We start from the raw sequence: 20433 nt of genomic DNA, 5'->3' as shown, positions 1-20433 counted from the left end.
CGATTCCCCGTTGCCCCCCCCCCTGGGCCGCGCCGGGGCCGCGCGGGGGGCCGGGGCGCCAAGCCAAGGGCTCGATATGTCCGCGGCTTGCCGGAGTGCCTGGCCGCGCACTTCGCGCCTCCGGCCGCTGAAGACGATCCGGCCACGGATGGCCGCTGCGCCCGACGCCGGGCAGGAGCCACCGATGAGATCCGCCCCCTTTCTTGCCTGCCTCGCGCTGGTCGCCGGCACCGCCAGCGCCGCCGACATCGCACGCGACCACGACACCATCCTGCGGATGCAGGGCGAGTACGCCGTGGACTTCGCTTTCGACGAGACCGTGCTGCTCAAGCCGGGCTACGAGCGCGCGCCGGCGATGCGCAGCGGCGGCAGCGAACTGGTGGTGGTGGTCGAGGACGCGCCGACGCGCATCGTGCTGCAGCACCTGCTGATGGATCCGAAGAGCGGCCACGTCACCAAGCACTGGCGGCAGGACTGGACCTACGAGGCGCCGGCCCGTTTCGAGTTCAGCGCCGACCAGACCTGGCGGGTGCGCGCGGTTCCCGCCGCGCTCAACCAGGGCGCATGGACCCAGTGCGTCTACGAGGTCAGCGACGCGCCGCGCTATTGCGGCACCGGCAGGTGGAGCTACGACAATGGCGTGCCCAGCTGGACCAGCGATGCGGGCTGGCGCCCGCTGCCGCGGCGCGAGTACACCCGCCGCAGCGACTACAACGCGCTGGCGATGGTCAACCGGCATACGCTCACGCCCAACGGCTGGACCCACGAGCAGTTCAACACCAAGGTGCAGCGCAGTGCCGACGGCACGCAGCAGGAAATCGCGCGCGAGTTCGGCTTCAACGATTACATCCGCACCACGGATGTGGACTTCACTCCGGCCCGCGAGTACTGGAGCGCCACGGCCGGCTACTGGGCGAAGGTGCGCCGGCACTGGGACGGCTTCCTGGGCCAGGCCCCGGGCGCGCACCTGAAGACCAAAGTCGACGGCATGGCGATGATCATCCCGTTGTTCACCCAGGCCGACGAGGTACAGGCCGGTGGCAAGGTGGCCGATGCGCGGATCGACGCGGTGTTCGCTGAATTCGTCGAGAAGGCCCCGCGCGGCGACTGAGCGGCGGCGCGGATGCGGCCGGCCCTGCGAACGCGATCCCGGACGGCAAGGCCGGGGCCGGGTTCGCGCCCGTGCCTCATTCCTTGAACATCAGCAGCGCGGCGACCGCGATCAGGGCGAACGCCGCCCAATGGTTCCATTTCAACGGCTGGCCCAGGTAGGCCGCCGAGAACCCGGCGAAGACCAGCAGGGTGATCACCTCCTGCATGCCCTTGAGCTGCGGCGCCGAATAGACGGCCGCGCCCAGGCGGTTGCCCGGCACCTGCAGGCAATATTCGAAGAAAGCGATGCCCCAGCTGGCCAGGATCACCGCCAGCAGCGGCGCCGAGCGGTACTTCAGATGCCCGTACCAGGCGAAGGTCATGAATACGTTGCTGGCGGCCAGCAGCAGTACCGGGTACAGATAGGCGGTGAAGGGCGGGGCAGGCATGTCCGAGTCCGGGGCAGGGCGCGCATAGCATAGGGGCAGCGCCGGCTGGCTGGACGATCAGCGCCGTGACACCTTTTCTTCACATGGGATCCACTCCGGGTACGGCATCTTTCACAAAGCTGAAGAACGAGGAGGCTCCATGCGACAGACCAAGGAATCGTCCGGACTGGTGCTCGTCATCGAGGACAACCGCAACATCTCCGAGATGATCGGCGAGTACCTGGAAGGCAAGGGATTCGAGGTGGACTATGCCTGCGATGGCCTTGACGGCTATCGGCTGGCAGCGGAAAACAGCTATGACGTGGTGGTGCTGGACCTGATGCTGCCGCGCCTTGACGGCATCGAAGTCTGCCGCCGCCTGCGCAACGAGGCCCGCAAGTCCACGCCGGTGCTGATGCTGACCGCGCGCGACACGCTGGACGACAAGCTCACCGGCCTGGGTTTCGGCGCCGACGACTACCTGACCAAGCCGTTCGCCATCCAGGAACTGGAAGCGCGCCTGCGCGCACTGATCCGCCGCGAGCGCCGCCAGGTGGGCGCGGAAGTGCTGAAGGTCGCCGACCTGGTGCTGGACCCGGTCAGCATGCGCGCCACCCGCGCCGGCACCGAACTGCAGCTCTCGCCCATCGGCCTGCGCCTGCTGACCATCCTGATGCGCGAATCGCCGCGTGTGGTGACCCGGCAGGAGATCGAGCGCGAGATCTGGGGCAACGGCCTGCCGGATTCGGACACCCTGCGCAGCCACCTGTACAACCTGCGCAAGATCATCGACAAGCCGTTCGACCGGCCGTTGCTGCATACCGTGCAGAGCGCGGGCTACCGCATCGCCGACATCGCCCAGCCGATGGGCTGAGCATGCCGGCGAACGCACTCCGTCGCGAAGGGAAGGGCCGTGCTGCGGCCCGGTTCCCCTTCCCCTAACCGCACAGGATCACCGCCGGGGCTGCGATGCTGCACGGGTTGCCGCGCAAGATCAGGACCGCTTTCATGCTGCAGGCGCTGCTGGCCGGCCTTGCGGTGCTGCTGGGCGGCTACCTGGTGCTGCTGGTGGTCAAGTTCGGGCTGGTCAACGCGCTGCTCAAGGAAGAGGCCGCGCACTTCTGGGAACTGCACGCCGCATCGCCGGTGCAGCCGCCACCCAATACCAGCAACATCCGCGGCTACCTGCTGGAAACCGGGCAGTCGCCGTTGAGCCTGCCCGCCGACCTGCGCGCGCTGGCGCCGGGCTTCCACGAGATCGGCGATGCCGACCAACTGGTGCTGGTGGACGACAAGCCGGGCGGCCGGCTGTACCTGGTGTTCCTGCGCTCGCGGGCCCAGCACCTGGCCTTCTGGTTCGGGGTGGTGCCGGTACTGCTGATCCTGCTGGCGGTCTATGGCGCCTCGTGGCTGACCTACCATGTTTCGCACCGCGTCGTGTCGCCGGTGACCTGGCTGGCGCGGCGCGTGTCGCAGTGGGACCCGCTGTACCCGGACGCCAGCGAGCTGGCGCCGGAGCGGCTGCCGCCCGATGTCCAGGGCGAGGTGCGGCAACTGGCCGGCGCCCTGCACACGATGGCCGGACGCATCGGCGACCATGTTGCGCGCGAGCGCAATTTCACCCGCGACGCGAGCCACGAGCTGCGTACGCCCCTCACCGTGATCCGCATGGCCAGCGACATGGCGCTGGGCTCGCAGGAGCTGAGCCCGGGGCTGCAGCGCAGCCTGCAGCGCATCCAGCGCGCCGGCCGCGACATGGAGGCGCTGATCGACGCGCTGCTGATCCTGGCGCGCGAAGCCAACATCGAACCGCAGGCCGAATGGGTCGAGGTGGCCGACGTGGTCCGTTACGAGGCGGCCAACGCCCGCGGCAGCCTGGCCGGGCGACCGGTCGAACTGGAGGTCCATGTCGCCGCCGCCTGTCCGCTGCGGGTGCCGCCGCAGGTGCTGCACGTGGTGATCGGCAACCTGCTGCGCAATGCCTGCAACTACACCGACGCCGGCCGTGTCGACGCCTATGTGGAGGCCGACCGGGTGGTGGTGTGCGATACCGGCATCGGCATGTCGCCCGAAGCGCTGGCGCGGATCTTCGAGCCGTTCTTCCGCGTCGAACCGGAGCGGCGCCAGGGCCATGGGCTGGGCATGCCCATCGTGCATCGCCTGTGCGAGCGGTTCGGCTGGCGCATCGAACTGGACAGCAGGCCGGGGCAGGGCACGAAGGTGACGGTGCGTTTTTCCCGCCAATCCCCGGGTGACGGCTCGGGCGGATAGCCGGCGGCATGGCCAACCGGAGGAAGGCGGCGCGCGCGGATGTGCGGCGCAGACGCGCAGCGGCCCATGCCACACCGGCCGGCAGCGCGCCGCCCATGCCCTCCCCCGGAAGATAGAAGGGCGGGGGGAGTGACGACAGGGCGCCGACAGGGCGCCTGTGGCAGAATCCCGCGCTGTTCATCGCCACGGCCGCCTGCATGGATATTTCCCGTTTCCGCCCTGTTCCGGCCGTCCGTGCCGGTTCGACCGATGGCCGTGCCCATGGCTGACGAGATCGGCAACCTGCCGCGCGGCCCGGCGCGCGTGCTCAAGGCGGCGGTATGGTCGTGGCAGGGATTGACCGCGGCCTGGAAGCACGAATCCTCGTTCCGGCTTGAGGTCTACCTGTTCGTGGTGCTGGCCCCGCTGGCGCTGTGGCTGGGGCAGACCCCGGTGGAACGCGTGCTGCTGGTCGGCTCGATGCTGCTGGTGATCGCCATGGAACTGGCCAATTCGGCCATCGAGGCGGTGATCGAACGCTACGGCCCCGAGTTCCACGTGCTGGCCGGACGCGCCAAGGACATGGGCTCGGCGGCGGTGTTCGTGCTGATGATGAACGTGCTGCTGTGCTGGGGGCTGATCCTGGCGCCCCGGATTCTCTGAGCGCCCTGCCGCGCGGTGGTGGTGTACGGTCTTTGTTGAAGGATTGCCTGCATGTCTTTTGAGTTCCTTGCCGACCCGAACGTATGGGTCACCCTGTTCATGCTCAGCGCGCTGGAAATCGTGCTCGGCATCGACAACCTGGTGTTCATCTCCATCGCCGTCGGGCGCCTGCCCGAGCACCGGCGGCCGCTGGCGCGCCGCGTCGGCATCGCCGTGGCCTGCATCACCCGCATCATGCTGCTGGTCTCGCTGGCCTACCTGGCGCACATGGAGAGCAACCTGTTCACCATCGCCGGCATGGGCATTTCGATCCGCGACCTGGTGCTGATCGTCGGCGGCCTGTTCCTGCTCTACAAGGGCGCCAAGGAAATCCGCGAACTGGTCAGCGGCGGCGAGGACCAGGACCCGACCACCACCCGGGCCTCGGCTACGTTCGGCATGGTGATCGCGCAGATCGCCGTCATCGACATCGTGTTCTCGCTGGACTCGGTGATCACCGCCGTCGGCATCGCCGACCACGTCCCGGTGATGGTCTGCGCGGTGCTGCTGTCGGTGGCGGTGATGCTGCTGGCGGCCAATCCGCTGGGCCGTTTCATCGACGCCAACCCGACCGTGAAGCTGCTGGCGCTGGCCTTCATCCTGCTGGTCGGCGCGGTGCTGGTGCTCGATGGCCTGGACCTGCACGTGCCCAAGCCCTACATCTACGCGGCGATGGGCTTCTCGGTGCTGGTGGAGTGGCTGAACCTGCTGATGCGCCGCAACGCCAAGGAGCACCACGTCCCGGGCTCGGACAACTGGTAAGCGATTGCCTGCCGCCGGCGCCCTGCCGGTGGCGGCGACCTGACGAGGGCCGGCCGATGCCGGCCCTTGTCGTATGCACACGTTGAACACCGGTGGTGGCATGCTGCGGACTCCAGCCGCCCCAGGACCCGCCCATGCGCCAGTTCCTCCGTGTGATGCTGCTCGCCCTCGTGGCGGGTTCGATTTCCGGCTGTGGCTACAACGCCATCCAGCAGAAGGACGAGGCGGTCAAGGCCGGCTGGTCCGAGGTGATCAACCAGTACAAGCGCCGCGCCGACCTGATCCCCAATCTGGTCAACACCGTGCAGGGCTATGCCCAGCAGGAGCGGCAGGTACTGACCGAGGTGACCAACGCGCGCTCGCGGGTCGGGCAGATCCAGGTCAACGCCGACGACGAGGCTTCGCTGAAGCAGTTCCAGCAGGCGCAGGGCGAACTGGGCAGCGCGCTGTCGCGGCTGCTGGTGGTCAGCGAGAACTACCCGACGCTCAAGTCCGACCAGAACTTCCGCGACCTGCAGGCGCAGCTGGAAGGCACCGAGAACCGCATCACCGTCGCGCGCGGCCGCTACATCCAGCTGGTGCAGGACTACAACACCTATATCCGCTCGTTCCCGCAGGTGATCACCGCCAAGCTGTTCGGCTACCAGGCCAAGCCGAACTTCACCGTCGAGAACGAGGCGCAGATCGCACAGCCGCCGGCGGTGGATTTCGGTACCAGGCCGCAGCCGCAGGACCCGCAGCCGGCAGCGGCGCAGTGACGGGATGACGATCGGGCCGCAATTGGTGGCGGGTGGGATCATGGGATTCTTCATGGCCTTCATCGCCCTGTTGCTGACGGAGCACGCGCGCCGGCGCTGGCCGCGCATCGTGATCGGCATGGGGCTGGCGGGCTTTGGCGGGATGTTCATGGGTGTCTGGGCAGTGCCGATGGCCATGTCCTGCGCGCTGCTGCTGGCATGGGCGAACTGGCTGAAGCCGCTCGCCGGTGCGTTGCTGCTGGCGCTGTACGGGCTGGTTTCGGCCTTGATGGTCAACCCGAAGAGGAGCCGGCGCAGCCCGTCCGGGCATGGCAGGCGCTGGATCGGCGCTGGCGGCCGCAGCGGTGGCGGCGGCGCTTCGGGGAGTTGGTGAAATGCGCAGGCTTCGTATCGCGGGCCGGATGCTGCTGTGTTGCCTGATGCTGGTATCGGCAGGCAGTGCGTTGGCGCAGGCACTGGCGCCGATCCCGCCGCTGGACTCACCGGTGGTGGATACCACCGGCACCCTGGACGCGGCGCAGCGGCAGGCGCTGGTGCAGCAGGCATTGGCCCTGCAGCAGCGCAAGGGCAGCCAGCTGCAGGTGCTGATCGTGCCCAGCACGCAGCCGGAGGACATCGCCCAGTACACCACCCGCGTTTTCGACCAGTGGAGCATCGGCCGCAAGGGCGTGGACGACGGCGTGCTGCTGGTGGTCGCCAGGAACGACCGCCGCGTGCGCATCGAGCCGGGCTACGGGCTGGAGGGCGCGATTCCCGATGCCATCGCCAACCGGGTGATCCAGGAATACCTGGTGCCGCGTTTTCGCGACAACGACTATGCCGGCGGCATCACCGAGGCCACGGCGGCGCTGGTCAAACTGGTCGATGGCGAGGAACTGCCGGCGCCGGTGGCCAGCAACCGCGACCCGGGCGATGGCGACGCCACCTTCTTCGTCGCGCTGTTCATCGGCGGCTTCGCCTCGATGCTGGCACGGCTGCTGTTCGCACGCCGTTCGCGTCCGTTGAAAGGCGTGCTGGCCGCGCTGCTCGGCGGCGGCGCGGGCTGGCTGCTGCTGTCGCTGGCCGGGGGCGGCATCGCCGCGGCGGCGGCCTTCTTCCTGTCGCTGGGCGGGCTGTCACCCGGTGGTTTCGCCGGCGGCGGCGGTTTCGGCAGGGGCGGCTTCGGGGGCGGAGGATTTGGTGGGGGCGGTTTCGGCGGTGGCGGCTGGTCCGGCGGCGGTGGGCGTTCGGGAGGCGGCGGCGCCTCGGGGAGCTGGTGATGCGCTGGCTGCGCCATCTTTTTTCGCCTTCCGCGCACACGCGGTTTCCCGCGGCCAGCCTGGACCGCATCGCCCGCGCCATCGCCGATGGCGAGCGCCGGCATGCCGGGCAGGTCATGTTCGCGGTCGAATCCGACCTGCCGCTGACGGCGCTGTGGCGCGGCGTGTCGCCGCGCGAGCGCGCCGAACACGCCTTCGCCCTACTGCGCACCTGGGACACGCAGGCCAACAACGGCGTGCTGGTCTACCTGCTGCTGGCCGACCACGCCATCGAGATCGTCGCCGACCGCGGCCTGCGCGGACGCATCGAGGCCGCGCAGTGGCGGCAGGTCTGCGAGGACTTCGGCCGGCGCCAGCGCGATGGCGACCTGGAGGCGGCGGTACTGGCGGCTGTGGCGGAGATCTCGGCCCTGCTGGCGGGGCATTTTCCTGCCGATCCGCGGCAACCCCGGGACAACGAATTGCCCGATCAGCCCCACATCCTGGGCTGAACCGGCGAGAATGGCGTCCTCCCGTTACATGGATCCGGCCGCGAGCGGTACATGGCGTTGAGTCTTCTCCTGCGTTGCAACAGCCTCCCGGAGACGGGCGCGTTCTATGCCTCGCTGCCGGGCTTCTCGGTCTCGCCGATGGGCCGGGAGCCGCTGGTGGTCGAGGGCCACGGCTGTGCGCTGCTCTTCACCGGGACGGATCTGTGGAAGATGCCGCCGGCCTTGTCCGGCACGCTCTACATCGCGGTCGCCGACGTGGACGCGCTGTGGGAGCAGGTCCGGGACAGGGTCACGGTCGCGTGGCCGCTGCAGGACATGCCCTACGGCACCCGCGAGTTCGCCATCAACGACTGCAACGGCTATTACGTGGCGTTCCAGCAGCAGGACTGACAATGCATCCACCGGCGCCTTCTTCGGCACCCCTCAATCCAGGCCAATCCGCACGCGCATGATCTACCTCCACGACATAGACCCGATCGCCTTTTCCCTCGGGCCGATCAAGGTGCACTGGTACGGCATCATGTACCTGCTCGGTTTCGCCGCGGCGTGGTGGCTGGGGCGCGCCCGCATCCGCGCCGGGCGCCTGCCGGGCGTGGACATGAATGGTTTCTCCGACCTGCTGTTCTACGCCATGCTCGGCGTGGTGCTGGGCGGGCGCATCGGCTACATGCTGTTCTACGCCACCGCCGATTTCCTGCACAACCCGCTGATCCTGCTGCGCGTATGGGAAGGGGGCATGAGCTTCCACGGCGGCCTGCTCGGCGTCATGGCCGCCGGCTGGTGGTGGACCCGCAAGCATGCGCTGCACTACTTCGACACCATCGACTTCGTCGCCCCGCTGGTGCCGTTGGGGCTGGGCTTCGGCCGGCTCGGCAATTTCGTCGGCGGCGAGTTGTGGGGCAAGTTCACCCACGCCGGCTGGGGCGTGGTGTTCCCGCATGCGCCGCTCAAGGACGTGCCCGCAGGCCTGCCGACCATGGAGCAGCTGATGTCGGCCGCGCAGATCAGGCAGGACTATGCCGCCGGCCTGCTCACCCAGTACGCGCGCCATCCCTCGCAGCTGTATGAAGCGGTGCTGGAAGGGCTGGTGATGTTCGCCGTGCTGTGGGTCTACTCGATGAAGCCGCGCCCGCGCTACGCGGTGTCCGGCCTGTTCGCGCTGATGTACGGCTGTTTCCGGTTCCTGGTGGAATTCGTGCGCATGCCCGACAACGGCGTCTACCTGGCCTTCGGCTGGTTCACCCGCGGCCAGCTGCTGAGCCTGCCGCTGATCGCGCTGGGGCTGGCGCTGCTGGCGATGTCGCGGCGCGCGCCGACGCTGCAGCCGGTGCTGCCGGTGGGAGACAAGGCGTGAGGCCCTGCGCCGGAGGCGAAAAATGAAGCCCTTCGCCGGAGGCGAGAAATGAAGCAATACCTGGACCTGCTGCGCCACGTGCTCGATCACGGCACCGAAAAGTCCGACCGTACCGGCACCGGCACGCGCAGCGTGTTCGGCTGGCAGATGCGCTTCGACCTCAACGAAGGTTTCCCGCTGGTCACCACCAAGAAGCTGCACCTGCGCTCGATCATCCACGAGCTGCTGTGGTTCCTGAAGGGCGATACCAACATCGGCTACCTGAAGGACAACCAGGTGCGGATCTGGGACGAATGGGCCGATGCCAACGGCGACCTCGGCCCGGTCTACGGCAAGCAGTGGCGCAGCTGGACCGCTGCCGACGGGCGGGAGATCGACCAGATGCAGTGGTTGGTGGAGGAGATCCGGCGCAACCCGGATTCGCGGCGGCTGGTGGTCAGTGCCTGGAACGTGGGCGAGCTGTCGCAGATGGCGCTGATGCCCTGCCACAACCTGTTCCAGTTCTATGTGGCCGACGGCAGGCTCAGCTGCCAGCTGTACCAGCGCAGCGGCGACATCTTCCTCGGCGTGCCGTTCAACATCGCCAGCTATGCGCTGCTCACGCACATGGTGGCGCAGGCCACCGGCCTGGGCGTCGGCGATTTCGTGCATACGCTGGGCGACGCGCACCTGTATTCGAACCACTTCGAACAGGCCCGCGAACAGTTGTCCCGCCAGCCGCGCGCGCTGCCGAAGCTGTGGTTGAACCCGGAAGTCACCGACCTGTTCGGTTTCACCTTCGACGACATCCGCATCGACGGCTACGACCCGTTGCCCGCGATCAAGGCACCGGTGGCGGTGTGAGCGGTGCGATGAAGCTCTCGCTCATCGCCGCGCTGGACCGCAACCACGGCATCGGCCACGGCAACGCGATGCCGTGGCACCTGCCGGACGACTTCAGGCATTTCAAGGCGCTTACCCTCGGCAAGCCGATCCTGATGGGGCGGAAGACCGCCGAGTCTCTCGGCCGCGCGCTGCCGGGGCGGACCAACCTGGTGCTTACCCGCGGCGGACAGGTGCCGTTCGACGGCATGCGCGCGGTGGCCTCGCTGGATGAAGCCCGGGACATCGCGGCCGCCGAAGGCGCTGGCGAACTGTGCGTGATCGGCGGCGGCGAGATCTACCGGTTGCTGATCGACCAGGCCACGGACCTGTACCTGACCCGGGTGGATGCCGAGGTCGTGGCCGACACGCATTTCCCCGAGGTCGACCCCGCGCTGTGGCAGGAAGTGGACAGCCAGCCGCATCCGGCAGACGCGCGGCACGCCTTCGCTTTCCGCTTCGTCCATTACCTGCGTCGATAGCAACGCGCCATGCGCAATCGGGCTTTGCCGACACCAAAGCCTCATTGCGCATCACCGCGCGCTGCTACGGTTTGGGTGGCTCCTGCCGGGGAGTTCCGCCGCCGTTTCCACTGTTGTGAGGGCGATGCCGGCGCGACCGGCGTCGCGGTTCGCGGCGTTCACCCTGCGCTTCGCCGCGCGGTTCCGGGCGGCGTTCGGCCGGCGGCCTGCGTGGCGGGTGGGCGCCGGGCACCGGGGCCGGCACATCGCGACCGGGCACCTGCACCACGCGCAGTTCTTCGCTGTCCAGCTGCAGCGCGGTGAGCTTGCCGCCCCAGACCGCGCCGGTGTCGATGGCGTGCACGCCCTGGGTGATGGTCAGGCCCAGCGCCGACCAGTGGCCGCAGACCATCTTCAGCTCGCGCTCGACCCGGCCCGGCACTTCGAACCATGGGTACATGCCCTGCTGCTGGGTGCCGGGCGTGCCCTTGTCTTCCATGCCGATGCGCGCGCGCGGCGTGCAATAGCGCATACGGGTGAAGAAATTGATGATCGCGCGCGAGCGCTCGTATCCGGTCAGGTTCGGCGCCCAGACCGGACCGTCGCCGTACATGTTGCGCAGCAGCTTGCGGTAGCCGTTGCCGTGCAGCTGCTGTTCGACTTCGCGGGCGTGCTTCTCGGCCAGCGCCACGGTCCACTTCGGCGCGAGGCCGGCATGGAACATCATCCAGCCCAGTTCGCGGTCCACGTGCACGAGTTTCTGCAGGCGCAGCCAGTCCAGCAGCACGTCGCGGTCCTCGGCGAGCACGACGCGCTGCAGGTCCGGGTTGACCTTGCGCTGTTCCTCCGGGCTGCGCGCGCCGACGGCCAGCAGCGAGAGGTCGTGGTTGCCCAGCACCACCACGCTGTGCTCGCGCAGCGAGTGCACCAGGCGCAGGGTCTCCAGCGACTGCCCGCCGCGGTTGACCAGGTCGCCGCAGAACCACAGCCGGTCGGCGGCCGGGTCGAAGTTGATCTTCTCCAGCAGCCGCTGGGTGACGTCGTAGCAGCCCTGCAGGTCGCCTATCGCCCAGGTGGCCATCAGTGCAGCGTCCTGGGGATGGAGAGCACGAACGGGGCGACGGGGGCGGCGAATTCGGTGCCGTCGTCGGCCAGCATGTCGTAATGGCCCTGCATGGTGCCGCGCTCGGTGCCGAGCATGACCCCGGAGGTATAGCGGAATTCCTCGCCCGGGCGCAGCCGCGGCTGTTCGCCGACCACGCCGTCGCCGTCCACGCGTTCGGTGCGGCCGTTGCCGTCGGTGATCCGCCAGTGGCGGCTGATCAGGCGCGCCGGCACGGTGCCGCGGTTGTGGATGCGGATCGTGTAGGCGAACGCGTAGCGCCCATCCTCGGGGGCCGACTGTTCGTCGACGAATCGAGGCGATACCTCGATCTCGATCGCGTAGTGGCGGGAATCGTCCATGCGGGCAAGTGTAAGCAAAAGCGGGTGGAGCGGACGTCAGGCGGCGGTGGCGTTGGCCAGTGCGATGAAATCGGCCACGTCCAGTTGTTCGGCGCGCGCGTCGCTGCGCACGCCGGTGGCGGCGAAGCCGGCTTCGTCGACGATGCCGTTCAAGGCGTTGCGCAGGGTCTTGCGGCGCTGGCCGAAGGCGGCCTTGACCAGGTTGGCGAAGTGCCGGGGATCGGCGATGCCGACCGTGGCCGGATCGCGCGGCACCAGCCGCACCACCGCCGAGTCGACCTTCGGCGGCGGCCGGAACGCGCCCGGCGGCACCACGAACAGCGAGGTCACCTGGCACCACGCCTGCAGCATCACGCTCAGGCGGCCATAGACCTTGCTGCCGGGCGCGGCGGCCATGCGGTCCACCACTTCCTTCTGCAGCATGAAGGTCATGTCCGAGATCGCCGCGGCATGCTCCAGCGCGTGGAACAGGATCGGTGAGGAAATGTTGTAGGGCAGGTTGCCGACCAGCCGGATCGGCGCGCCGCCGGCCAGTTCGGTGAAATCGACCTGCAGCACGTCGCGGTGGACGATGGTCAGCTCGCCCAGCGGCGCGGCCGCGGCGGTGAGCGGGGCGATCAGGTCGCGGTCGAACTCGATCACCGTCAGCTGCGGATGGCGGCGCAGCAGCGGGAAGGTGATGGCGCCCTGGCCCGGGCCGATCTCGACCAGGCGGTCGCCGGGCTTCGGGTTGACCGCCAGCACGATCTTCTCGACGTAGTGCGCATCGGCCAGGAAGTGCTGGCCCAGCTGTTTCTTCGCCGGCGCGGTGAAACCGGCGCCGGCGCGCGGGGAATGGGAGGAGTTCATCGGGTGATTTTACGTTGTGCGGCCAGCCGCGCGCACAGCGCGGTGGCGGCCTGCAGGCTGGAGGGGTCGGCCGTGCCCTTGCCGGCCAGGTCCAGCGCGGTGCCGTGATCGACTGCCACGCGCGGATACGGCAGGCCCAGGGTGATGTTCACCGCCTGCTCGAAGCCGCTGTACTTGAGCACCGGCAGGCCCTGGTCGTGGTACATCGCCAGCACCGCGTCGAAGCCGCGCAGCCTGGCCGGCAGGAACGCGGTGTCGGCGGGCAGCGGGCCGACCAGGTCCAGGCCTTCGCCGCGCAGCCGTTCCAGCAGCGGGATGACGACATCCAGTTCCTCGCGGCCGAGGTGCCCATCCTCGCCGGCGTGCGGGTTCAGGCCGAGCACGGCGATGCGCGGCCTCGCCAGGCCGAAGTCGCGGCGCAGCGCGGCGTGGGTGGTGGCGATGACGTTGCGCAGGCCGTCGGCGGTGATGGCATCGGCGACATCGCGCAGCGGCAGGTGGGTGGTGGCCAGGGCCACGCGCATGAGTTCGTTGGCCAGCATCATCACCACTTCCACGCCGGCCTGGCCGGCCAGCAGTTCGGTGGTGCCGCTGTAGGCGATGCCGCCTTCGTTGATGACCGCCTTGTGCACCGGACCGGTGACCACGCCATCGAGTTCGCCGTCCAGGCAGGCGCGGCCTGCGCCGAGCAGGGCATCGATCACCGCGCGCGCATTGGCGGCATCGGGCTGGCCGAAGCGGGAAGGAGCGGCGTTGCGGATTTCGCGCAGGCGCAGATCGCCCGGTGCGCGGGCCTGCGCCTCCTCGGGCAGCAGGTTCAGGGGCAGGTCGAGCGCGGCGGCGACGGCGCGCAGCGCGTCCGGGTCGGCGAACGCCAGCAGCCGGCAATCGCTGCGCGGCTGTTGGACGAGGCGGATGCAGAGTTCCGGGCCTACCCCGGAAGGCTCGCCCGGGACCAGAGCGAGCTGGGGAACCATGGGATCAGGGCTTGGCGGGCTCGGCCGCGCCGGACGCCGGCTCGGCGGTACCCTCGGCGCGGTCGCCGATGCGGAAGCTGACGTAGGCATCGCCACGCAGCTCCTGCAGGAAGCGGTTGTACTCGTCTTCCAGCTTGCGGCGGCCGATGGTGTCGCGGACCTGCGCACGCTTGTTGTCGTCGGTCACGTCGGTCTGGCGCGTGGCCACGCGCTGCACGATGTGCCAGCCGGCGTCGGTGCGGAACGGCGCGGTGACGCCGCCATCCTGTACGCCTTCGATCTGCTTGCCGAAGTCCGGGCCGAACGCGTCGGCCGGGAACCAGCCCAGGTCGCCGCCCTGGCCGCGGCTGTTGGCGTCGTCGGACGATTCCTTGGCCGTGGCCTGGAAATCGGCGCCGCCGGTGATCCGCGCGCTCAGGGTCTCGGCCTTGGCCTTGGCCGCGGCGTCGTCCACCTGGTCGGTCACCCGCACCAGGATGTGGCGGGCATGGTATTCGGTGACGGTATGGGTGCCGGCGGCGCTGTCGCCGTCGCGCACTTCCACCAGCTTGAGCAGCTGGAAGCCGCTCGGGCCACGGATCGGGCCGATCACGTCGCCGGCCTTCATCGCCTTGATCTGCACGGAGAACGCGTTGGGGATCTCGTCCAGGCTGCGCCAGCCCAGGTCGCCGCCTTCCAGCGCGTTGGGGCTGTCGGAATAGCGCACCGCGGCGGCGGAGAAGTCCAGGTCGCCCTTGACGACCAGGTTCTTGATGCCGTCGACCTTGCTCTGGCCGGTGGCGATCTGCTCGGCGCTGGCACCGTCGGGCAGGGCCACCAGGATGTGCGCCAGGTGGTACTGCATGCCGCCGGCGTTCTGCTGGGCCAGGGCTGCGTCCACTTCGCCCTCGCTGACGCTGATGCGGCTCTGCGCGAAGCTCTGGCGCAGGCGCTGGGTGATGATCTCCTCGCGCACCGAGTTGCGGAAATCCTCGAAGCCGATGCCGTCCTGGGCCAGGCGCTGGCGCAGGCCGTCGATGTCGGTGCCGTTCTGCTGCGCGATGCTGGCCACGGCGTGGTTCAGTTCCTCGCCGCTGACGCGGATGCCGCTGCCTTCGGCGCGTGCCACCTGCAGCTTGACCAGCACCAGGCGCTCGAGCACCTGGCGTTCGAGCACGCCTTCCGGCGGCAGCTGGTGCTCGCGGCCGGCGTACTGCGACTTGATGTTGTTGACCGCGCGCTGCAGTTCGCTCTGCAGGATCACGTCCTCGTCGACGACGGCGGCGATGCGGTCCAGCGGCTGCGTCTGCTGCGCGGCGACCGGTGCGGACACGCCGGCAAGCGCCAGCAGGGTGGCGAGGACTGCAGGTAGGGTCTTGGTCATGGAATCAGGTTCGGATCGTAGTCGTCGTCGTTCGCCTCGATGTTGCTGGGCGGAACGAGGTACAGGTCGTCTCGGTTGTAGCCGAGAATAGCACGGCGCAAGGTGCGGTCCGTGTCCTGCCCGACCGAGCTCAGACCCTTGAGCACGAACTCGACCTGGAAGGAATTGTTCATCTCGCCCTCGCGGTTGCGCACATAGCGGCGGGCCAGGGCGCGCACGGCCAGGCAGCAGCTGTCCCACTGCACGCCGCCGATGATCTCCAGCGGCTTGTGGTCGAGCATCGAGTAGTAATAGCGGCCGACGATGCTCCAGCGCGGGTTGATCGGGTACAGGAAGGACAGGTCGGCCTGCTTGAGCTGGTCGGTGTTGTTGCTGGGGTTGCGCCGGTAGCGGTAGGTCAGGTTGACCACGCCGTCATCGGGCAGCAGATAGCGCGCGCGCACGCTGGCCAGGTCCTCCTTGCGGTACTTCGGGTTCCACTGGTAGGTGCTGCCCATGGTCCAGCGGTCGTTGATCGCCCAGTTCACGTCCGCCACCCAGGCCGACTTGCCCTGCTGGACGATGGCGTCGCTGCCGCCGAGGGTGACCTTCGAATCCTCGAAATAGGTGATCTGGCCGATGCTGGCCGACAGCTTTTCGCGGCCGTCGGCCTGGCGGATCAGGCGCGTGGTCAGGGCCGTGGTCAGCTGGTTGGCGTCGTTCTGGCGGTCGGCGCCGGTGAAGCGCGAATCGCGGAACAGCTGGCCCCAGCTGAAGGTGAAGGCACGGGTGTCGAACAGCGGCAGGTCGTCCTGGTCGCGGTATGGCGTGTTCAGGTAGAACAGGCGCGGCTCGAGGGTGTGCAGGTAGGACTGGCCGCCGATGTCGGTCTCGCGGTCGAAGAACAGGCCCATGTCCAGGCTGGCGATGGGCAGGCTGCGGTGCGGCGCGGTATTGCCGCGCAGCTGTTCCGGGGTGGCGGTGGCCGGGTCGATGCCCGCGGCGATCAGCTGGTTGCGGCGGATGCTGTCGGCCAGGCCGCGTTCCAGCTCATAGGCGGTATAGCGCCAGGCCAGGGTCGGGGTGATGTACCAGGCGGCGCCGGCCAGCGGCATCGACACGTAGGGCTTGATGTCCAGGCGCGAGCCGCCGTCGACCCGGGTCAGGCTGCCATCGCGCACATACTCGCCATCGGCATCGATGGTCTTGCCATGGATGTCGTCGTGGCTGAAGCGTACGGCCTCGGCGTAGACGCCGGTCTCGAACCAGCGGCCGAAACTGTCGTCCCAGGTGCCGAACAGGCGCGGCTGGCGGCTGTAGGGCAGGGCGGCTTCGGTCAGGGTGTAGTCGGTCAGCTGCCAGTGGTCGGCCATCAGGCCGGCGGTCCAGGTGCGGCCGGTGCCGTACAGGCCGGCGGTGCTCTGCAGGTTGGAGGCGGTCACCCCGAGCAGGCGGTTGGCGAAATCCTCCATGTAGCGCTCGTCGCTGACCCAGGCCAGGCTGGCGCGTGCCTGCCAGTGGTTGTCGATGTTGTGGTAGCCGCTGTAGGCGACCTTGCCGCGCTCCTTGTCGCGCAGCGAATCGTGCGGCATCCACTCGGTATCCAGCTGGCCACGGCCGCCGCCGTAGAGGTAGCGGAATTCGTTGTTCAACTGCAGCCCGCGCCTGCTCATCCAGCGCGGGGTCAGGGTGTCGTCGTAGTTCGGCGCGAGGTTGAAGTAGATCGGCTGGCCGTAGTCGAAGCCGTTGCGCCCGGACAGGCTCAGCTTGGGATAGAGCAGGCCGGTCATGCGCCGGTCGTCGATCGGGAACTTGAACCAGGGCATGTACATCACCGGCAGCTTGCCGACGCGCAGCACCGCATTGCGCGCGGTGCCGAAGCCCTCTTCGTTGTCCACCTCGATCTGCGGCGCGGACAGCTTCCACACCGGCTGCGACGGGTCGCAGGTGGTGTAGGTCGAACGGTGCATCTGCCCGACCGAGCCCTGCAGGTCGATGGAGTCGGCGCTGCCGTTGCCGCGGCGCGAGACCAGCTGGTAGTTGATGTCGCTGATCTTGTGGCTGTCCGTTTCCTGGTTGCCCTCGGCGCGCTTGGCGGTCAGGCGGATCGATGAATCGGAATAGCGCACATTGCCTTCGGCGATGTAGTTGCCGCTCTCCGTGTCGAAGCGCAGGTTGTCGGTGCCCATGAACTGGTCGCCGCGCTTGAGCGCCACGTTGCCCTCGTACTGCGGGACCGTGCTGGTGCCGGAGAGCTGGTCGCCCTCGATGTCGGTCGGCAACTGGTCGCGGGTGGCGGCCGCGGCCGGATCGGCCTTGGGCGCCTCGTCGAAGGCCGGCAGCGCATCGGTGGCCGGGCACAGGTTCCAGTTCACCGGCTTCTCGCTGGCCATCGCCGACAGGCCGAAGGCGACGCTCAGGGGCAGGGGAAGCAGGCGAAGGGCTCGGCGCACGCGGATCGGATTCAGAGAAAACGGCCGCTAGCTTGCCGCATCGACTGCATGGGGGCAATGAAGGGCTTCGGCGGGCGGGGGGCGGGGTTCATGCGTCCGTCATGGGGCCAGCAGGGCCTGCACATGGGCCACGCTGCATTCGGCAAGAGCCTGCAGGTCGTAGCCGCCCTCGAGCATGGATACCAGGCGGCCGTCGGCATGGCGGTCGGCCAGCGCCGCCAGTTCGCTGGTCAGCCAGCCGAAATCCTCGGTCTCGACCATCAGGTCGGCCTGCGGGTCGCGCATGTGCGCATCGAAGCCGGCCGAGACGAACAGCAGCTGTGGACGGAAGGCATCGACCTGCGGCAGCAGGTCGTCGGCCCAGGTATTGCGGAAGCGGAACCCGCCGCTGCCCGGCGGCAGCAGGATGTTGCAGACATTGCCCACGCCGCGCTCGCGCATGCTGCCCGAGTACGGGAACAGCCCGGATTCGTGGCTGCTGTAGTAGGCCACGCGCGGGTCGGTCTCGAAGATCGCCTGGGTGCCGTTGCCGTGGTGGACGTCGAAATCGACGATGGCGATCCGCTCCAGCCCGTGCACGTCGCGCGCGTAGGCCGCGGCCACGGCGATGTTGTTGAACAGGCAGAAGCCCATCGCGGTATCGGCGGTGGCGTGGTGGCCGGGGGGGCGCACCGCGCAGAACGCGCGCCGGTCCGGGCCGTGCATCACCGCGTCGACCGCGGCCACCCCGGCGCCGGCGGCGTGCAGGGCGGCGCTGGCCGAGCCGGGCGAGGCGAAGGTATCCAGGTCGATCCGGCGCAGTGGCGCGGTCTGCGCCTGCAGCAGGTCGTCGATCAGTACGCGCTCGTGCACCCGCGCCAGTTCGCCCAGCTTGGCCGGCGGCGCCTGCCGCCAGTCCAGCTGGTCGGGGAACGCCCCGCGCAACGCATCCAGTACCGCGCGCAGCCGTTCGGGCGATTCGGGGTGGTCGGGCCCGGGGTCATGGCCCAGGCAGGCCGGATGGGTGAATACGAGCATGCCGCACTGTAACCGAAGCCCCGGCGACGCCGGGGCCGGGCTGCATCGGCGGTGAAGCCCCAGCGGGGCGTCGCCCCGCTCTACAGAAGACTGAGGCGTTGCGGCTCTGTAGCGCCGGGCAACGCCCGGCGGGGCTTGCCCGGTGATGCCCCAGCGGGGCGTTGCGCCGCTCTACAAAAAACGAGGCGTTTTCGCTCTGTAGCGCCGGGCAGAGCCCGGTGGGGTCTGGCCGGTGATGTCCCAGCGGGGCGCGCGGCGTGTCAGGCGCGCCGGCGCTCGTGGTTCCACAGCACTTCGCCGTGGCCATCGGCCCGGGCCAGTACCCGCGCCAGCACGAACAGCAGGTCGGACAGGCGGTTCAGGTAGCGCACGGCCTCGCCACGCACGTCCTCGACCCGTGCCAGGGCGACGGTCTCGCGCTCGGCGCGGCGCACGATGGTGCGGGCCAGATGGCAGCGCGCCGCCGCCTCGCCGCCGGCCGGCAGGATGAAATCCTTCAACGGCGGCAGGTCGTCGTTGTAGCGGTCCAGGTGCCGTTCCAGCGCGTCGATGTCGGCCGCCTGGATGGCGGCATGGCCGGGAATGCACAGCTCGCCGCCCAGGTCGAACAGCTGGTGCTGGATCGTGGTCAGCAGCGCGCGCACGTCATCGGGCAGTGCCACCGCCAGCAGCACGCCGATGGCCGAGTTGGCCTCATCCACCGTGCCGTAGGCATTGACCCGCAGCGAATCCTTGCCGGTGCGGCTGCCATCGCCCAGGCCGGTGCTGCCATCGTCGCCGGTGCGGGTATAGATCTTGGAGAGACGGTTGCCCATTGCCGGTGGCGCGCTCAGTGCGCGATGCGGCCGGTGGCCGACTGGCGGCCAAGGGCTTCCACGGCGACCTGCACCAGCGCGGCGGCGCCGGCGTACATGGCGGCGGTGCGCATGTACGGCAGCAGCCAGTCGGTGTAGTTCTTGAACCAGCCGGCGACGGTCGGTTCGGCGACGAAGTCGCTGGTCCAGTAGAAGCCGCCCTGCGCGAACAGGTGGCAGACCACCACCGAGCCCACCAGGGTCGCGGCGAACAGGCCGAGCGCGCGCCAGCTGGTGCCGGTGTAGGAACGGCGCAGCAGCATGCCGCCGGCCCACATGGCGAAATGGGCCGGAACCAGCGCCCAGTAGCCTGCCGAGACGCAGTAGTGGCCCCAGAAATCCATGCCCTGGCTGCGGATCACGGCCCAGTCGATGACCACCGCCAGCGCCATCAGCAGCGGGAACGCCCAGCGGGTCCAGCTGCGCAGGTAGAAGCCGCCGATGAAGAACACCGCCCAGGACGCATCCGGGATCGGCGCGAAATGGTTGATGCGGGTGCCGGCCATCAGCAGCACGAGCAGGGACAGGACGAAGGCGCGTTGGACGTTGGCGGTCATGGCGATGAAGGATCTGCTGGAATCAGACCGCCATTCTAGCCGCAGTCGCGTCGTGGCCGCGGTTGCAGCGCGGCATCGCCCCGGCGCCTGCGGCGGCCGAGCCTTTATCATGGCGGCATGAGCGACCTTCATGATGTGGTGATCGTCGGTGGCGGACTGGTCGGTGCCAGCCTGGCCATCGCGCTGGACCGGCTGGGGCTGGACGTGGGACTTGTGGAAGCGACCCCGGCCGGCGAACTGCCGGCGGTGTTCGACCAGCGCAACCTCAGCTTCGCCGCGGCCACGGTCAACGCGCTCACCGCGCTGGGCGTGATGCAGCGCCTGGAAGGCGCGCCTGGCCCGATCCGCCGCATCCATGTCAGCCGCGCCGGCGATTTCGGGCGCGTGGTGATGGATGCCGGCGACTATGGCCGCGACGCTTTCGGCCAGGTGGTGGTGGCGGGGGGCGGGGGGGGGGCGCGGGGGGGGCCCGCGCGGGGGGGGGGGGGCCCGGCCCCCGCCC

24 protein-coding genes are annotated in these 20433 nt (G+C 69.1%); 14 read left to right on the top strand and 10 right to left on the bottom strand.

All coding sequences use genetic code 11. The annotated features are described in order from the left end of the window. Window positions 1–184: 184 nt before the first annotated feature. Window positions 185–1111 (top strand): DUF6607 family protein, encoded by a 927-nt coding sequence (locus tag QMX80_RS12555; protein ID WP_282277386.1) that lies wholly within the window; start codon window positions 185–187, stop codon window positions 1109–1111. 76 nt (window positions 1112–1187) lie between these two features. On the opposite strand, the gene QMX80_RS12550 is transcribed toward QMX80_RS12555, so the two are convergent. Continuing rightward, a complete protein-coding gene (locus QMX80_RS12550; RefSeq protein WP_055765780.1) occupies window positions 1188–1541 on the bottom strand; it encodes a DMT family protein in 354 nt (117 codons plus the stop codon). A 139-nt stretch (window positions 1542–1680) separates the two neighbouring features. Between QMX80_RS12550 and QMX80_RS12545 the strand changes: the two genes are divergently transcribed. The 12 genes from QMX80_RS12545 (at window position 1681) to QMX80_RS12490 (ending at window position 10439) form a co-directional block, all read left to right on the top strand. Further along, window positions 1681–2394, top strand: coding sequence for a response regulator transcription factor (locus QMX80_RS12545; RefSeq protein ID WP_057505422.1), 714 nt, complete (start codon window positions 1681–1683; stop codon window positions 2392–2394). 95 nt (window positions 2395–2489) lie between these two features. After that, entirely contained in the window at window positions 2490–3791 is a 1302-nt protein-coding gene (locus tag QMX80_RS12540; protein WP_055765774.1) for a HAMP domain-containing sensor histidine kinase, read from the top strand. Window positions 3792–4052: 261 nt separating this feature from the next. Further along, window positions 4053–4433, top strand: coding sequence for a diacylglycerol kinase (locus QMX80_RS12535; protein WP_273080703.1), 381 nt, complete (start codon window positions 4053–4055; stop codon window positions 4431–4433). A 51-nt stretch (window positions 4434–4484) separates the two neighbouring features. Next, on the top strand, window positions 4485–5234 hold the full coding sequence (locus QMX80_RS12530) for a TerC family protein (protein ID WP_282277385.1): 750 nt from the start codon (window positions 4485–4487) through the stop codon (window positions 5232–5234). 134 nt (window positions 5235–5368) lie between these two features. Beyond that, a complete protein-coding gene (locus QMX80_RS12525; RefSeq protein ID WP_055765768.1) occupies window positions 5369–5992 on the top strand; it encodes a LemA family protein in 624 nt (207 codons plus the stop codon). A gap of 4 nt (window positions 5993–5996) precedes the next feature. After that, window positions 5997–6365: a hypothetical protein gene (locus QMX80_RS12520; RefSeq protein ID WP_282277382.1), complete on the top strand. Its 369-nt coding sequence runs from the start codon at window positions 5997–5999 to the stop codon at window positions 6363–6365. Window positions 6366–6393: 28 nt separating this feature from the next. Next, window positions 6394–7251: a YgcG family protein gene (locus QMX80_RS12515; protein WP_273081537.1), complete on the top strand. Its 858-nt coding sequence runs from the start codon at window positions 6394–6396 to the stop codon at window positions 7249–7251. Then, entirely contained in the window at window positions 7251–7742 is a 492-nt protein-coding gene (locus tag QMX80_RS12510; RefSeq protein WP_055765756.1) for a TPM domain-containing protein, read from the top strand. Before QMX80_RS12515 ends, QMX80_RS12510 begins: the two co-directional genes overlap by 1 nt. A 57-nt stretch (window positions 7743–7799) precedes the next feature. After that, entirely contained in the window at window positions 7800–8132 is a 333-nt protein-coding gene (locus QMX80_RS12505; RefSeq protein WP_200911339.1) for a VOC family protein, read from the top strand. 58 nt (window positions 8133–8190) lie between these two features. Beyond that, a complete protein-coding gene (gene lgt / locus QMX80_RS12500) occupies window positions 8191–9096 on the top strand; it encodes a prolipoprotein diacylglyceryl transferase (protein WP_282277381.1) in 906 nt (301 codons plus the stop codon). Between the two features lie 48 nt (window positions 9097–9144). After that, a complete protein-coding gene (locus tag QMX80_RS12495; RefSeq protein ID WP_282277379.1) occupies window positions 9145–9939 on the top strand; it encodes a thymidylate synthase in 795 nt (264 codons plus the stop codon). Between the two features lie 8 nt (window positions 9940–9947). After that, the gene (locus QMX80_RS12490) at window positions 9948–10439 is read left to right on the top strand and encodes a dihydrofolate reductase (protein WP_282277378.1); all 492 of its coding nucleotides are present in this window, start codon (window positions 9948–9950) and stop codon (window positions 10437–10439) included. A gap of 64 nt (window positions 10440–10503) precedes the next feature. On the opposite strand, the gene QMX80_RS12485 is transcribed toward QMX80_RS12490, so the two are convergent. The 9 genes from QMX80_RS12485 to QMX80_RS12445 form a co-directional block, all read right to left on the bottom strand. Continuing rightward, the gene (locus tag QMX80_RS12485; RefSeq protein ID WP_055765741.1) at window positions 10504–11499 is read right to left on the bottom strand and encodes a symmetrical bis(5'-nucleosyl)-tetraphosphatase; all 996 of its coding nucleotides are present in this window, start codon (window positions 11497–11499) and stop codon (window positions 10504–10506) included. Further along, entirely contained in the window at window positions 11499–11882 is a 384-nt protein-coding gene (apaG, locus tag QMX80_RS12480; RefSeq protein WP_055765737.1) for a Co2+/Mg2+ efflux protein ApaG, read from the bottom strand. Before apaG ends, QMX80_RS12485 begins: the two co-directional genes overlap by 1 nt. A 36-nt stretch (window positions 11883–11918) precedes the next feature. Further along, window positions 11919–12731, bottom strand: a complete 813-nt coding sequence (gene rsmA / locus QMX80_RS12475; protein WP_273080691.1) for a 16S rRNA (adenine(1518)-N(6)/adenine(1519)-N(6))-dimethyltransferase RsmA — start codon at window positions 12729–12731, stop codon at window positions 11919–11921. Continuing rightward, a complete protein-coding gene (pdxA, locus tag QMX80_RS12470; RefSeq protein ID WP_282277374.1) occupies window positions 12728–13708 on the bottom strand; it encodes a 4-hydroxythreonine-4-phosphate dehydrogenase PdxA in 981 nt (326 codons plus the stop codon). The genes rsmA and pdxA overlap by 4 nt, the downstream gene beginning before the upstream one ends. Before the next feature lie 4 nt (window positions 13709–13712). After that, window positions 13713–15071: a peptidylprolyl isomerase gene (locus tag QMX80_RS12465; RefSeq protein WP_282277372.1), complete on the bottom strand. Its 1359-nt coding sequence runs from the start codon at window positions 15069–15071 to the stop codon at window positions 13713–13715. Further along, complete coding sequence (gene lptD / locus QMX80_RS12460; protein WP_282277370.1) at window positions 15068–17503, bottom strand: LPS-assembly protein LptD; 2436 nt, start codon at window positions 17501–17503, stop codon at window positions 15068–15070. The genes QMX80_RS12465 and lptD overlap by 4 nt, the downstream gene beginning before the upstream one ends. 99 nt (window positions 17504–17602) lie before the next feature. Next, window positions 17603–18520 carry a histone deacetylase family protein gene (locus QMX80_RS12455; RefSeq protein WP_282277368.1) on the bottom strand — a complete coding sequence of 306 codons (918 nt, stop codon included), beginning with the start codon at window positions 18518–18520 and terminating at the stop codon, window positions 17603–17605. 260 nt (window positions 18521–18780) lie between these two features. After that, complete coding sequence (locus QMX80_RS12450) at window positions 18781–19335, bottom strand: cob(I)yrinic acid a,c-diamide adenosyltransferase (protein WP_055765718.1); 555 nt, start codon at window positions 19333–19335, stop codon at window positions 18781–18783. Window positions 19336–19349: 14 nt separating this feature from the next. Beyond that, entirely contained in the window at window positions 19350–19931 is a 582-nt protein-coding gene (locus tag QMX80_RS12445) for a hypothetical protein (RefSeq protein ID WP_282277366.1), read from the bottom strand. A 117-nt stretch (window positions 19932–20048) separates the two neighbouring features. Between QMX80_RS12445 and QMX80_RS12440 the strand changes: the two genes are divergently transcribed. Continuing rightward, window positions 20049–20433 (top strand): FAD-dependent monooxygenase (locus QMX80_RS12440; RefSeq protein WP_282277364.1); only part of this gene is annotated, 385 nt, incomplete at its 3' end.

This window comes from Stenotrophomonas sp. PS02297 (assembly GCF_029959705.1).
Taxonomy (GTDB): Bacteria; Pseudomonadota; Gammaproteobacteria; order Xanthomonadales; family Xanthomonadaceae; genus Stenotrophomonas; species Stenotrophomonas nitritireducens.
The sequence above is the reverse complement of the archived record's forward strand: the minus strand, read 5'-3'. Positions and strand labels throughout refer to the sequence as shown.